Source organism: Streptomyces sp. NPDC088097, assembly GCF_044741845.1.
Taxonomy (GTDB): domain Bacteria; phylum Actinomycetota; class Actinomycetes; order Streptomycetales; family Streptomycetaceae; genus Streptomyces.
The window spans coordinates 1-12,722 of sequence record NZ_JBIUTJ010000026.1 but is presented as its reverse complement, the minus strand read 5'-3'; the positions used below and the strand labels follow the sequence as shown (position 1 = coordinate 12,722).

At 71.6% G+C, this 12,722-nt stretch carries 12 protein-coding genes and 1 pseudogene; 6 read left to right on the top strand and 7 right to left on the bottom strand.

Annotation, left to right across the window (positions count from 1 at the left end; genetic code table 11):
* Window positions 1-22 precede the first annotated feature (22 nt).
* Window positions 23-577: a TetR/AcrR family transcriptional regulator gene (locus ACIOD1_RS34550; RefSeq protein ID WP_401907101.1), complete on the bottom strand. Its 555-nt coding sequence runs from the start codon at window positions 575-577 to the stop codon at window positions 23-25.
* Window positions 578-899: 322 nt separating this feature from the next.
* On the opposite strand from ACIOD1_RS34550, the gene ACIOD1_RS34545 reads away from it, so the two are divergent.
* The gene (locus tag ACIOD1_RS34545; RefSeq protein ID WP_401907099.1) at window positions 900-2,636 is read left to right on the top strand and encodes an amidase; all 1,737 of its coding nucleotides are present in this window, start codon (window positions 900-902) and stop codon (window positions 2,634-2,636) included.
* A 105-nt stretch (window positions 2,637-2,741) separates the two neighbouring features.
* Here the strand turns inward: ACIOD1_RS34545 and ACIOD1_RS34540 are convergent.
* The 6 genes and pseudogenes from ACIOD1_RS34540 to ACIOD1_RS34515 all read right to left on the bottom strand — a co-directional run.
* Window positions 2,742-2,894: pseudogene (locus ACIOD1_RS34540) on the bottom strand (HoxN/HupN/NixA family nickel/cobalt transporter); the annotation flags it as partial.
* A gap of 67 nt (window positions 2,895-2,961) precedes the next feature.
* Complete coding sequence (locus ACIOD1_RS34535; RefSeq protein ID WP_401907097.1) at window positions 2,962-3,378, bottom strand: hypothetical protein; 417 nt, start codon at window positions 3,376-3,378, stop codon at window positions 2,962-2,964.
* A gap of 63 nt (window positions 3,379-3,441) precedes the next feature.
* Window positions 3,442-4,662, bottom strand: a complete 1,221-nt coding sequence (locus ACIOD1_RS34530; protein WP_401907096.1) for an alpha/beta hydrolase family protein — start codon at window positions 4,660-4,662, stop codon at window positions 3,442-3,444.
* A gap of 538 nt (window positions 4,663-5,200) precedes the next feature.
* Entirely contained in the window at window positions 5,201-5,665 is a 465-nt protein-coding gene (locus tag ACIOD1_RS34525; RefSeq protein ID WP_401907095.1) for an ester cyclase, read from the bottom strand.
* Window positions 5,666-5,820: 155 nt separating this feature from the next.
* Window positions 5,821-6,423 (bottom strand): ScbR family autoregulator-binding transcription factor, encoded by a 603-nt coding sequence (locus tag ACIOD1_RS34520; RefSeq protein ID WP_401907093.1) that lies wholly within the window; start codon window positions 6,421-6,423, stop codon window positions 5,821-5,823.
* Window positions 6,424-6,534: 111 nt separating this feature from the next.
* Window positions 6,535-7,236: an AfsR/SARP family transcriptional regulator gene (locus ACIOD1_RS34515; protein WP_365630358.1), complete on the bottom strand. Its 702-nt coding sequence runs from the start codon at window positions 7,234-7,236 to the stop codon at window positions 6,535-6,537.
* Window positions 7,237-7,692: 456 nt separating this feature from the next.
* Between ACIOD1_RS34515 and ACIOD1_RS34510 the strand changes: the two genes are divergently transcribed.
* The 5 genes from ACIOD1_RS34510 to ACIOD1_RS34490 are packed head-to-tail and all read left to right on the top strand — an operon-like array spanning window position 7,693 to window position 12,580.
* Entirely contained in the window at window positions 7,693-8,586 is an 894-nt protein-coding gene (locus tag ACIOD1_RS34510) for an alpha/beta fold hydrolase (RefSeq protein ID WP_401907091.1), read from the top strand.
* Window positions 8,583-9,959: an NAD(P)/FAD-dependent oxidoreductase gene (locus tag ACIOD1_RS34505; protein WP_401907089.1), complete on the top strand. Its 1,377-nt coding sequence runs from the start codon at window positions 8,583-8,585 to the stop codon at window positions 9,957-9,959. The genes ACIOD1_RS34510 and ACIOD1_RS34505 overlap by 4 nt, the downstream gene beginning before the upstream one ends.
* Window positions 9,956-10,231, top strand: a complete 276-nt coding sequence (locus ACIOD1_RS34500; protein ID WP_365630349.1) for an acyl carrier protein — start codon at window positions 9,956-9,958, stop codon at window positions 10,229-10,231. Before ACIOD1_RS34505 ends, ACIOD1_RS34500 begins: the two co-directional genes overlap by 4 nt.
* Window positions 10,224-11,447 (top strand): beta-ketoacyl-[acyl-carrier-protein] synthase family protein, encoded by a 1,224-nt coding sequence (locus ACIOD1_RS34495; protein WP_365630346.1) that lies wholly within the window; start codon window positions 10,224-10,226, stop codon window positions 11,445-11,447. The genes ACIOD1_RS34500 and ACIOD1_RS34495 overlap by 8 nt, the downstream gene beginning before the upstream one ends.
* Window positions 11,444-12,580 carry a beta-ketoacyl synthase N-terminal-like domain-containing protein gene (locus ACIOD1_RS34490; protein WP_365630343.1) on the top strand — a complete coding sequence of 379 codons (1,137 nt, stop codon included), beginning with the start codon at window positions 11,444-11,446 and terminating at the stop codon, window positions 12,578-12,580. The genes ACIOD1_RS34495 and ACIOD1_RS34490 overlap by 4 nt, the downstream gene beginning before the upstream one ends.
* Window positions 12,581-12,722: the final 142 nt, after the last annotated feature.

Below are 12,722 nucleotides of genomic sequence, written 5' to 3'. Positions count from 1 at the left end.
CAGGCTGCGCGCGATGGATGCCCTACTTGGCGGTAGGGCGCAGTTCGCGTTCGAGGGCGGAGAGGGCGAACGTGTGAACGGACGTGTGTTGCCAGCGGGACCGTCCGAACATCACGTCCTCGGAGAGCCCGCTCAGCATGGCCACGGCCCGGATGGTGAACTCGGGAAGGTCCACGTCGGCGAACTGTCCCAGGTCCCGGCCTTCACGGAGGATGGCTTCCAGGCGTTCGTCCCACCCGTCCAGCAGCTCGGTGAGGAGCTGTCGGCCTGCTTCGTCGTGGTGTTGGGTCAGGACTTGCGTCCACAGTGCGTAGCGTTCGTCGCCCGGGTGGCGGGGCAGGTAGAAGCGGACGAACAGGTCTAGCTTCTCGGCAGGCGATGGGGCTTGGTCGGCGGCCTGCTGGAACCGGGTCCAGAGGTCCGCTTGGCTCCATGCGAGGACTTCGAGCAGGAGCCGGTCCTTCTTGCCGAAGTGGTAGAGGATGTGCCCGGTGCTCATGCCGGCCCGAGCGGCGATGTCCGACATGCGCAGGCCGGCCGTGCCCTTCTCGGCGATGACGCTGATGGCGGCACGCATCGCCCGCGCCCGCGCCTCGTTTCCGCTGGTCTGACGCTTCCGGTCGATCGGGGCCCGGGCCGCGAGCCGGGAGGCGCCGGGCTCAGCGCGCGCAGACCCGATCACGCCTTCCTGTGGATGGCGGTGGCCGGACGGCGGGGGCCCGGTCTCTGACGTCGGCATGAGCTCACTTTCGGTTACGGAAGTCGAGGCCCAAAGTCTAGGTTCCTGAAGTCTAGATTTTCAGTCTAGACTGAAAATCTAGTCAGTGCGGCTGGTGTGCGCGGCCGCTCCGACGGCCAGTGGCCCGCCCGTCCTACTCACCCACCCGGGAGACACCCTCATGACGCGTGGATTCGATGTCGTGGAGACCTGCATCGCCGACCTGCGCACAGCGCTGGAGAAGGGCGAGACGACCGCGGTCGGCTTGCTCGACGCCTACCTCGCGCGGATCGACGCATACGACCGGCCGGGCACGGCCACGGCTTTGAACGCGATGGTCGTGATGAATCCGCTTGCCCGCGCGGAGGCGGAGGCCTCCGACGCGCGCCGCGCCCAGGGCGAGACACTCGGTCCGCTGGACGGCATCCCGTACACCGCGAAGGACAGCTACCTCGCCGAAGGGCTGACAGCCGCGTCCGGATCCCCGGCGTTCGAAGACCTCGTCGCGCAGCGCGACGCCTTCGCGATCGAGCGGCTGCGCGCGGGTGGCGCCGTCCTCATCGGGCTGACGAACATGCCGCCGATGGCGAACGGCGGCATGCAGCGCGGTGTGTACGGGCGCGCGGAGAGCCCGTACAGCGCCGACTGGCTCACCAGCGCCTACGGCTCCGGCTCCTCCAACGGCTCCGGCACGGCGACGGCGGCGTCCTTCGGTGCGTTCGGCCTCGGTGAGGAGACCTGGTCCTCGGGCCGGGCCCCCGCGTCCAACAACGCCCTGTGCGCCTACACGCCCAGCCGGGGTGTGATCTCGGTCCGCGGCAACTGGCCGCTCGTGCCGACCATGGACGTCGTCGTCCCGCACACCCGCACCATGGCCGACCTCCTCGAACTACTCGATGTCATCGTCGCCGACGACCCGCTGACCCGCGGGGATCTGTGGCGCGCACAGCCGTGGATCCCCCTGCCCGCCGCCTCGCAGGTGCGCCCCGTCTCCTACCCGGCCCTCGCACCTACCGGTGCCGAGGCCGCGGCCGGGGCGCTTGCCGGCAAGCGTGTCGGCGTGCCCCGGATGTACATCAACGCCGACCCCGACGCCGGCTCGAACCCCGGCGGAGGCATCGGTGGCCAGACCGGCCGGCGCATCGACACCCGTCCTTCGGTGATCGCCCTGTGGGAAGCCGCCCGCCGCGATCTGCAGGCCGCCGGCGCAGAGGTCGTCGAGGTCGACTTCCCCGTCGTCACCAACTACGAGTCCGACCGACCCGGTGCGCCCTCGCTGCTCACCCGCGGACTGGTCAGCCGCGACTTCCTCACTTTCGAGATCGAGGACCTGTCCGCCTGGACCTGGGACGACTTCCTGCGCGCCAACGGCGACCCGAAGTTGTCCACCCTGGCCGAGGTCGACGGCGCCCGCATCTGGCCCAAGCGGGAAGGCGAACTCCCCGACCGCTACGACGGCTTCGACGACACGATCGGCGACTACCCGCGCTTCGTGCGCGAGCGCCCCTACACGTCCCTCGGCGACATGCCGCACCTCGAACAGGGGTTGCGCGGTCTTGAGGAGACGCGCCGGGTCGACCTGGAGCAGTGGATGGACGGGCTGGGGCTGGACGCGGTGATCTTCCCCGCGGTCGCCGATGTCGGGCCCGCCGACATGGATGTCGACCCGGCGTCCGCCGACCTCGGCTGGCGCAACGGCGTCTGGGTCGCGAACGGGAACCTGGTTCCCCGCCACCTCGGCATCCCGACCGTGACCGTGCCGATGGGCGCCATGGCGGACACCGGCATGCCCGTCGGGCTGACCTTCGCAGGCCGCGCCTACGACGACAACGCTCTCCTGACCCTTGCCGCGGCCTTCGAGAAGACCGGTAGCCGCCGCACGGCGCCGCCGCGTACGCCGCGCCTGTCGGCGCAGTGACCTGACGGAGCTCTCCGGGCAGTCCGCACCCCGTAGGCGGGGTGCGGACCCCGGTGGGTCGGGATCCCGACCCGGGTCGCCGCCGGCTCCGTCCGCGGATTCGGGGTTGGCGATCCACTTCTCCTCGATGTGGCCGAATCTCCAGACCGCGAACGCGGCGATCCAGGTCGCGACGAACAGGCCCACGATGAGGTACCCGATGATGTTGAGGTCGAGGCCGCCGACCCAGTCCCAGAACGGGCCGTGCAGATCGAGCTTCTGTTCGCCCAGGGCCCCTGGACGCGGAGGCGGGGGTGGGCGCCGGCGACGGGGTCGAACGCCCACGTCACGTACGCCGCCGCCGACCCCCGGGTCGCCGCGCAGACCACCCGCCAGATCGCCGCGGGACTGGCGCGGGCGCCAGTGGCCCGCCCTCGTCCGCTCTGATCTGCTCCGGTTCGCCGGGATTCGGACGATTCGCCAGGTCGTCGCTTCTCCCTCTTGTTCCCCCGGCAACGGTCCACCGGCGGCCCGCCCCGCCGGGAAGGGGCCGGTACAGCTCGTCGTGGACCTCCACCGTGCCGCCGGCGACCATGCCGCGCAGGTGGCCGATGTGGTCGAGGAACTCCGCGCGATCGGCCCACTCGCCGTCCGTGCGCCGGCGGTACCCGGGGGTGAAGTGGCGCTCGGCGGCCTTCTCCAGAGTGATCTCCCGGTGGAAGAGCAGGTCGTTCAGGGCGGCTTCGATTCCGGTGCGGGTCATCGTCGTGGCTCCCTCGGGGGATCAGTGGTGGGCTCGGGGTCGGGTTGGCGTCGCGGGCGGGTGTTACGCGGTCGTGGCGAGGGTGGTGTCGAGCCAGTCGTAGATGCGGGCGATGGACAGCCGCATCGCACCCGGGTGGCAGTGGGCGCCGGCGCCTTCCTCCGTGGTGAACACCATGAGGGTCTTGGGGCAGGTCAGGTGGTCGTAGAGCTGCTCGGGCTGGCCCTTGAAGTACATGTCCTCTTCGGCGTCGCACACGAGGGTGGGGCACTGGATCCGTTCGGCGATGCCGTCGGTGAGGGTGTAGTCGAGGTAGGAGGCGTTGAAGGCGCGGGGGGTCTCCACACCCATGACGTACATGCCGTGGTTGATCGCCCAGCGCGCGATCGGGTCCTTGTCCATGGCCTGCTCGAAGGCGGCGTCGAGTTCCGGGGCGGAGTCGGCGCGCAGGAGACGTTCGGCCTCCTCGCGGGTGCCGGGAACGTTGCGGACGGAGGTCTCGCCGAGGTCGTAGAGGCCGTCCACGGCGATCAGCGCGGCCAGACGGTGCTCGAACGCCGCAGCCCGGGGGGCGAGGACGCCGCCCATGCTGACACCGAGAAGCGCGATGCGGCCGGCATCGACCTCGGGGAGGCTCTCGGCGAAGTCCACGACGGGAGTGACGACGTTCTCCCAGTCCGGCCGGAAGACCAGACCCTCGCGGTGACGCGGGCCGGGCATCCCTGGGCCGTCGAAGGCCAGCACGTTGTAACCGCGCTCGACACCGGCCATCGCCCCGAAGAAGTGCAGTTCCTCCGCGGTGCCGTCGAAACCGTTGTGCATGATCAGCGTCGGCCGCGGCGTGCCCGAGTCGTCGACCCGGTAGAGGTAGCCGGGCAGGGTCGTGTCCTCGTAGGGGATCTCGACCGGCTCGATGACCGGGGTGAACAGCGCCGCCGACGCCTTGAAGCAGGCCACCGAGCGGTCGTAGGCGCCGTCGTGACGCGGGTCGCAGGGGTGACCGTGCAGGAAGAACTCGGCCGACCGGTAGTAGTTCGAGGCGCGCAGGAACCCGTCCCGGGCGCTGATGCGGTGACCGGCCGCCAGCGCCTTCTCCGCCTCGCCCGACACGCGGTCGGCGGTGGCCATCCACTCGACGTACCAGCTGTCGTAGTCGCCTTCGGTGATCCGCTCACCGGTGGAGACCACCTCGCCGAAGTCGGCGCCGCCGTAGGCGATGTGGCTCATCGAGCGCAGGGTCTCGTACCAGAACTGGATGTTGTTCGGGAACAGCAGCTGCTTCATCGGATTCTCCCGTGGTGTGAAGCGACGACTCACGCTTCTCGGTCCTTGGCGAGCACGTTCGCTCGGGCCTTCGGCGCCACCCTCGCGGTGCGCTCTCCGGCGTGATCCAAGACTCCGGCAGACCACTGTCCACCTGCCAGGCCACACGAGGACGAAGACTGTCCACCCCTGTCCGCAGCTGTCCGCCCCACCGTGCGAGGCGGTCGACGATCCCCCATCCGATCCCGGCGCACCACACGATGCGACGTCCCCGACGACGACACGCCCACCACCGAGGACAAGCCGTCGGCCGTCATCCGCCCGTGCGGCGCAGCGACGTACCCGCCTGCCTCCGCCAGGACCGCCCGCTGCTCGTCATCCAGCGTGGGCCTGTCCTGCCAGCACCGGCTCCAACCGGCCTTCCCGCGCCTCCGCCGGCTGTGACGGGCGCCCCGAACACGGAGCGGACCCGCGCCTCCATACCCGCTGCGCGACGAAGGCGTGGAAGTCACGCCGCGTCTGCCCTCGCCCGCGGCCCCCGCTGCCCCCGCCCGGGCCGTCAGTTGTGCGGGGTGACGGGCTGGGGCTCGACGCCGCGTATTGCGCCGAGTTGCGCGTACAGGTCGAGCTGGTCGTCCGTCAGCCAGTATTCGGCGATCCGCCCGTGTTCGATCCGCAGGGTGTCGACGCCGGCGAAGCTGACCGCGGTGCCGGGTGGCGCCGATGCCACCGCGGGGCGGCCCTGCGTCCAGGTCCCGGTGAAGCGGAACCTGGAGATCACGTGGTCCCCGTCGGTGAAGGGGCCCAGCTCGCAGTGGAAGGAGGCCTCGGAGAAGGAGCTGCGGAACAGGCCGATCCAGCGGGCCATCGTCTGCGGGTCGTTGATGGTCTCCTCCGGGGGCATGCCGAAGGCCGGCAGATGCACGCGCAGCGACGGCGCGATGATCCGTTCGGCCATCGCGAGGTCCCCGTTCCACATGGCCAGCCATCGGTCCACCAGCGTCTTGGTGTCGAATGTGCTCATACCGTCCACCCCTGCCCCTTCTCCTACGCCGTTTCCTCACCGGGGCGCCCGCGGGACTCGCCCCGGCGCCACACGTGGTGACAGAGCCGCGCCGGCGCCGTCCGGATACACGACGGCGGCCGGCGACCCTTACGGACGGCACCCGGCGGTCGGCGCTACCCGCCCTCCGGCACCGGGGCCATGCCCGGCAGCAGGATGCTCCACAGCTCCGCAATCGACTCCACGAGTTCCTCCTGCGGCACCGACTCCCTGGCCCGGCATTCGAGCGAGAACAGGAAGCCGACGAGGAGGGAGGAGCAGGTTTCCAGCGGCAGGCCGACCCGGACCTCGCGCCGTTCCGCGGCGCTCCGCAGCAGTCGGGAGAGCAGGTCGTGCAGCTCCCGGTGGAGGTAGCGTCCGTCGTGGTCCCGCTCACCCCTCCTCTGCTGCTCGCGCCCGAGTCGCAGGCCGACCCGTACGATCACGTCCTCCCCCAGCCACTCGGCCGTGAGCCCGGGCAGGCGCATGAGCACCTGGACCGGGGACTCGCCCGCCGCCGTCAGGTGGGAAGCCGCCGCCGTGAACCGGTCGCCGCACGCCGCGCGTACGGCGTCGGCCAAGTGCTCCTTGGATGGGAAGTGGAAGTAGAGGGCGCCCTTCGACACGCCTGCCGAGCGGCTGACGGCCTGCATGCTGGCCGCCCCGAGTCCGTGTTCGTCGAATGCCTCGGCCGCGGCGCGCACCAGGCGCTTGCGAGTCCTGGCGGCTCGTTCTTGCATGATCCCCGCGCTTCCCGTCTCCCCCTGTTCGGCACTGCGCGCGGTCGGCTTCCGGCCGCCCCGTCGGGCTTCCGGATCACCTCGCCGACCGCGATCGCAGGCCGGCTTGGCCTATGCCGTCCGGGTCTCCCTCCGCTCGCCCGGCTCGCGGTGCAGCGAGTGGTCCGACGCGAGGATCGCGCGGTGCAGCGCCTGGATGCGGGGGGACGGTTCCAGGCCCAGGCGGCTGGAGAGCTCGTGCCTCAGTTCGCGGTAGACCTCCAGTGCCTGCACCCGGCGTCCCGCGCGGTAGAAGGCCAACATCAGCTGGGCGTGCAGCGGTTCGTGCGTGCGGTCGTCGGCGGCGTGGGCCACCAGCTCGCCCAGGAGTTCGTAGTGGCGTCCGAGCCTGAGTTCGGCGCTGATGCAGCGGTCGAGGGCGGATCTGCGTCGCTCTTCCAGCTCCTTCTTCCGGATGGCCAGGATGGGGCCGGCCGGCAGATCGGCGAGCACGGGGCCGCGCCAAAGGGCCAGGGACTGGCGGAAGCGGCTGGAAGCGAGCAGGTCGTCGCCGAGGCTCACGGCGCGGTGGCCGCGCTCGGCCAGCCGGCCGAACTCCTCGGAGTCGACCTCGCCGGGCGCGAGGTCGAGCAGGTAGCCGCCGGGGCGGGTGCAGATCACGGCCTTGGGGTCGAGGTTCGGTTCGGCGGCCGCGATGAGTTCGCGCAGGTGGCGGACGTAGGTGTGGATGGCCGATCCGGCGGTGCGCGGCGCGTCTCCGGCCCACAGCTCGTGCACGCTCTCGGCCACCGAGACGGGCTGGTTGCGGCTCATGGAGAGGAGGGCGAGCAATTTGGCCGGTTTTAAAGCAGTTGGTGTCACATTTATATCTGATATACGGACATCGAATGATCCTAGGACAGAGACGTCCATTCGACTTACCCCCGGATAGTCGTTAGTTACCAGTCACTTCGACCCTAAAAATCCGTCGGCCGGTTTGTCAATCGCCAACTCCGGCGTGAACGCGTCAACTTGGCCGAGAATCCGCAGGTCGGAAGGTTACCGGAGGGTATTCCCCAAGGCTCGGTCAAAAAATCGGCAGCGTCGGCCTCCAGCCATCGCGGAGCGCGGCTGGAGGCCGCCTGACGTCACGCTGAAGTCTGGATCAAGTCCCGCTCCTGAGCAGCTGTTTCATGCCTTCAGGCGGCCTCTTACGGACTCCGGCGGCGGCTCGAAAGCTCCCTATCGTCCTTCCCATCCGGTCCGACCGCATGGCGAAAGGTGAGGCGAGTGCTGCTGGCAGACCGAGGAACACCGCGCGGCGGCCCATGGCGGCAGGCCGTGGACCACGAGGTGGACGGTGAGTTCTTACGCATATGGGAGCGCCCCGCGCACCCTCCTCAGGGGTCCCCCGCGCTCCCCCGTCAGGTACGGACCATCGCCCTCGTGCACGGCTTCGAGGAGAGTTGGGGGGACTGGAGGGTGCTCGCGCAGCACCTGCCGACCGACACCCGCCTGTTCGCCCTCGACCTGCCCTGGCGGAGCGGTTCACGCCACCTCTGGGCGGACCGGGGTGCTTCGACGGCTTGGCTGGAACGCGCCCTCGAACTGCTGCCCGTGCGCCCCGACACGGTGGTGGCGCACTCCTTCGGCGCGACCACACAGCTCGAACTGCTCACCAGGCGCACACCGAGCGCCTCGGTCCCGACCGTGCTCGTGGCGCCCGTCTTCCGGCCCCACGACCAGCCCGTGGACGCCCGGTTCTTCCACGAAGCGATCAACCGGTTCCGCGGGGTGCTCGCCGACGGCCTCCGGGCCCAGCTGGGCCCGCGCGCCGAGAAGATCCCCGCCGACATCGTCGAGGCCATGATCGGCAAGGTCCGCGAGCGCGTGGAGCCGCACGGCTTCCTACAGTTCTACGCCACGCTCGGACGCGGCCCCAGCCTTCCGCTGCACCGGATCGAGGCGCCCGTACTGCTGGTCAGCGGTACCCACGACCCGTCGGCACCGCCGGCCGCGATCGACGCCCTGATGGCCTCGATACCCGACGTCAGCCTCCACCAGGACCCCGGGCTCTCCCACTTCTGCCAGCTGGAACAGCCGGTACAGATCGCCGGGCACATCACCACCTTCATCGAGGCGACACCCCTGCACCACTACGACAAGGAGGCGATCAGCGCATGACCGCGCTCGAAGACCGCGTGTACGACGTCGTCATCAGCGGAGCGAGCATCGCCGGCAGCGCCGCCGCGATCCTCCTCGCCCGCCGGGGCGTACGGGTCGCCCTGCTCGAACGCCGCTCGGACCCCGCGGCCCACAAGGTGCTGTGCACCCACTACCTCCAGCCCTGCTCCTACCCCGTCCTCGAAGAGCTCGGGCTCATACCCGCTCTGGAGGCGGCCGGCGCCGTGCGCAACGAAGCCCGCTGGTACACCCGCTGGGGCTGGATCGAACCCAAGGCCGCGCCCTCGGGCCCCGAGCTGCCCTACTCGTACAACGTCCGGCGCAGCACACTCGACCCGCTGATCCGCTCCCACGCCGCCCGGACCCCGGGCGTGGACCTGCTGATGGGGCACACGGTGAAGGGCCTGGTCCAGGAGGCCGGGCGCACCGTCGGCGCGCGCGTCTCGGGGCCCGACGGGGAGGTCGAACTGCGGGCGCGCCTGGTCGTCGGCGCGGACGGGAAGGACTCCCCGGTCGCCCGGTTCGCCGGGATCGGGACACGGACGCACGAGAACGAGCGGTTCAGCTACTTCGCGCACTTCCGCAACCTCCCGCTGCGCGACGGCATCACCCACTCCTGGTTCCTGGAGCCGGACGTGGCGTACGCGATGCCGAATGACGACGGAGTCACGGTCGTCGCGGTGATCCCGGGCAAGGACCGGCTGCCGGCCTTCCGCGAGGACCTGGAGGACGCCTTTACGGCGTTCGTCCGCGCCCTCCCCGGCGGGCCCGACATCGACTCCGCCGAGCGCATCACCAAGATCACCGGCACCGTCAACTACCCGTTGCACTCCAGGCGGCCGGGAGCGCCGGGCGTCGCGCTCATCGGGGACGCCGCCGTCACCAGCGACCCCCTGTGGGGCGTCGGCTGCGGCTGGGCCCTGCAGTCCGCCCAGTGGCTGGCCGAGGCGACCGCCACGGCCGCGACCGGGCGCGGCGACCTGGACCAGGCGCTCGCGGCCTACGTACGCCGCCACCGGCGCGGCCTCGGCGGCCACCAGCACCTGGCCGTCGACTACGCCAAGGGGCGTCCCTTCAACCCCTTCGAGCGGTTGATGTTCTCGGCAGCGGCCCGCGACGAGGCCATGGCCCGCCACATGCACCTGTTCGCCTCCCGGCTCATCGGGCCGCTGCGCTTCCTCAACCCGGTGGCGCTGGCCCATGCCTCGGTCGTCAACCTGCGCCATCGGGGGCCGCGCCCCGCACCCCCCGCCCACCTGCCGCGGTCGGTCCCCGTCACGGGTGCGCAACAGCCCGCCCCCCAGACCCGCACAGCCACCTCCGTACCCGCAACGGCAACGGCAACCACCAGGAACGAAAGGCAGACGCCATGAGCGCCGACACCACCATCCTCACCGCCGAGCAGGACAGCCAGCTCCGGGAGATCATCCTCGAAGTCCTGGAACTGGACCAGGCCGAGCTCACCGACACGAGCAGCTTCATCGAGGACCACGACGCCGACTCGCTCCTCGCCATCGAGATCCTGGCCCGCATCGAGAAGGACTTGGGCGTCACGATCCCCCAGGACGCCCTGATCGAGATGGGCAACCTCGACGGAGTCCGGGCCGTGGTCACCCGCTCCCTGGAGGCCGGTAACGATGCCTGAGCCGGGCGCACGCCGCGTCGCCATCACCGGTCTGGGCGCGGTGAGCAGTGCCGGGATCGGCGCCGCCGAGTTCACCGCCTCCATCAGGGCCGGCCGCCGCACCACCTCGCCCATCGCCGGTTTCGACACCACCGGCTTCCCCCACACGCACGCGGGCGAGGTGCACGACTTCGACCCTGCGGCGTGGCTGCGCCGCATCGAACCCGCACGGTGGGGGCGCAGTTCACAGTTCGCGGCGTCGGCCGCCCGGCTGGCGGTCGCCGACGCGGATCTGAGCGAGTCCACACTGGCCGGGGCCCGTTCCGGTTCCGTGATGGGCACCACCAGCGGCGAATCCGCCGTCATCGAGGAGCTCGTCTCCGCATGGGCTGCCGACGGGCTGAAATCCCTGGACGGCCGCCGGGTGGGCGCCGTTCCGGCGGGGCGGATCGCCGCCGCGGTCAACAGCGAGCTCGGGCTGTCGGGTGAGGCGCTGACGCTGGCGACCGCCTGCTCGGCCAGCAACTACGCGCTCGGCTACGCGTACGACATGGTGGCGAGCGGCGAGGCCGACTACATGCTGGCCGGCGGCGCCGACTCGCTGAACCGCTGGGCGCACGCCGGGTTCTACCGGCTCGGCGCGCTCGCCGAGGAGATCTGCCGTCCCTTCGACGCCGACCGCTCGGGCATCCTCACCGCGGAGGGCGGGGTCGCACTGCTCGTGGAGCCGTACGACCGCGCCGTCGCCCGCGGGGCCCGCATCTACGCCGAGGTGCTCGGGTACAGCGTCAACTGCGACGCCGAGCACATGGTTCACCCGGACCCGGCAAGCATCGCCGCGTGCATCCGGGCGGCGCACCGCAGCGCGGGCGTCACGCCCGAGGACATCGACTACATCTGCGCCCACGGCACGGGCACCCGCACCAACGACGCGACGGAGGTGGCTGCCGCCCGCGAGGTGTTTGGCGACAGGATCCCGCCGATCAGCTCGATCAAGTCCATGATCGGCCACACGATGGGCGCGGCGAGCGGCTTCGGCGCGCTGGTCTGCTGCATGGCCCTGTACGAGGGCTTCCTGCCGCCCACCGCCGGAGTCGAGCGGGTCGACCCCGCGCTGGGCCCGGGGGTCGATCCGGTGGCGGGCGTGGCCCGACCGGCACACCCGCGGGTCGTGCAGAACCACGGGTTCGCCTTCGGCGGCAACAACGCCATCACCATTCTCGGAAGGGCATCATGAGCACCGCCACCGCCGAAGCGACCGCGCAGCGCCCCGCGCTCGCCGTCCTGCCGCTCGCCGTCACCGCGGTCGGCGTGGCGACGCCCGCCGGGCTCGGGCTCGAAGCCCTGGGGCGGGCCGTGGCGGAGGGTCTCGCGGGACATGCCGAGCCGGTCCCCGGCGAGGAGACTCCGCCGCCGCGGCCGGTGCGGACCGTACCCGACCTGCGGACCGCCGAACTGATCGGCCGCAAGGGCGTGCGCCATCTCGATCGAACCACCCAACTCGCTCTGGTCGCCTGTCGGTTGGCGCTGGACTCAGCGCCGGACCCGGTGGGTGGGCGCGCCGGTGTCGTGCTCGGCACCAGCACGGGGAGCATCCGCAGTTCCAGCGAGTACTCGATGGAGACCCTGCGCCAGGAGCGCCCCTACCTGGTGAACCCCAGCCTCTTCCCCAACACCGTGATGAACTGCGCCGCCGGACAGATCGCCATCCGGCACGGACTGCGCGGTGTGAACGCCACGCTGGCCGGCGGCCATCTGGCCGGGGTCCAGGCCCTGCGCTACGCGCGCAACGCGCTGCGCCAAGGGCACGCCGACCGTCTCCTGGTCGGCGGCGTCGAGGAGTTCAGCGCCCAGGGGGCGTGGGGCTGGCACCGGTCGGGGGCGCTCGAAGGGGAGGCTCCCGTGGGCGAGGGCGCCGCGGTGCTCGTCGTGGAGCCACACGACGCGGCGCTCGCCGCGGGGCGGACGGCACTCGCCCGGGTGCTGGCCTGCGAGACGGGCTTCGCACCGCGGGGCGGCCTCGCCGAGGGGCTGGCCTCGGTGGTCTCCGCGGCGCTGCGGCGCAGCGGCAAGGACCCGGCCGAGGTGACCACGGTCTCCCTGGGCTGCACCGGCCGGACCGGCCTGGACCGGGTGGAGGAGCGCGCGCTGGGCCTCGCCCTGGGCGGGGCGCTGCCCGGGCAGGTCGTGCGGGTCAAAGAGACCGTCGGCGAGTGCTTCAGCGCGGACGGAGTCCTGCAGATCGCGGCGGTCCTCGGGGTGTGGCAGCGCGAGGGCCGCACGCACGGCGGCACGGCGGTCATCACCTCGCTGTCCGGGGAGGGCCTGGTGGGCTGCGCCGTCCTCGACACGGCCGGCTCCCCCGGCTGACCGGTGCCCGGCCGGGGGGGGGGGGGGGGGCGGCGGCCCCCCCCCCCCCCCCCCCCCCCCCCCCCCCCCCCCCCCCCCCCCCCACCCCCCCCCCCCCCCCCCCCCCCCCCCCCCCCCCCCCCCCAACCCCGCCCCCCCGACC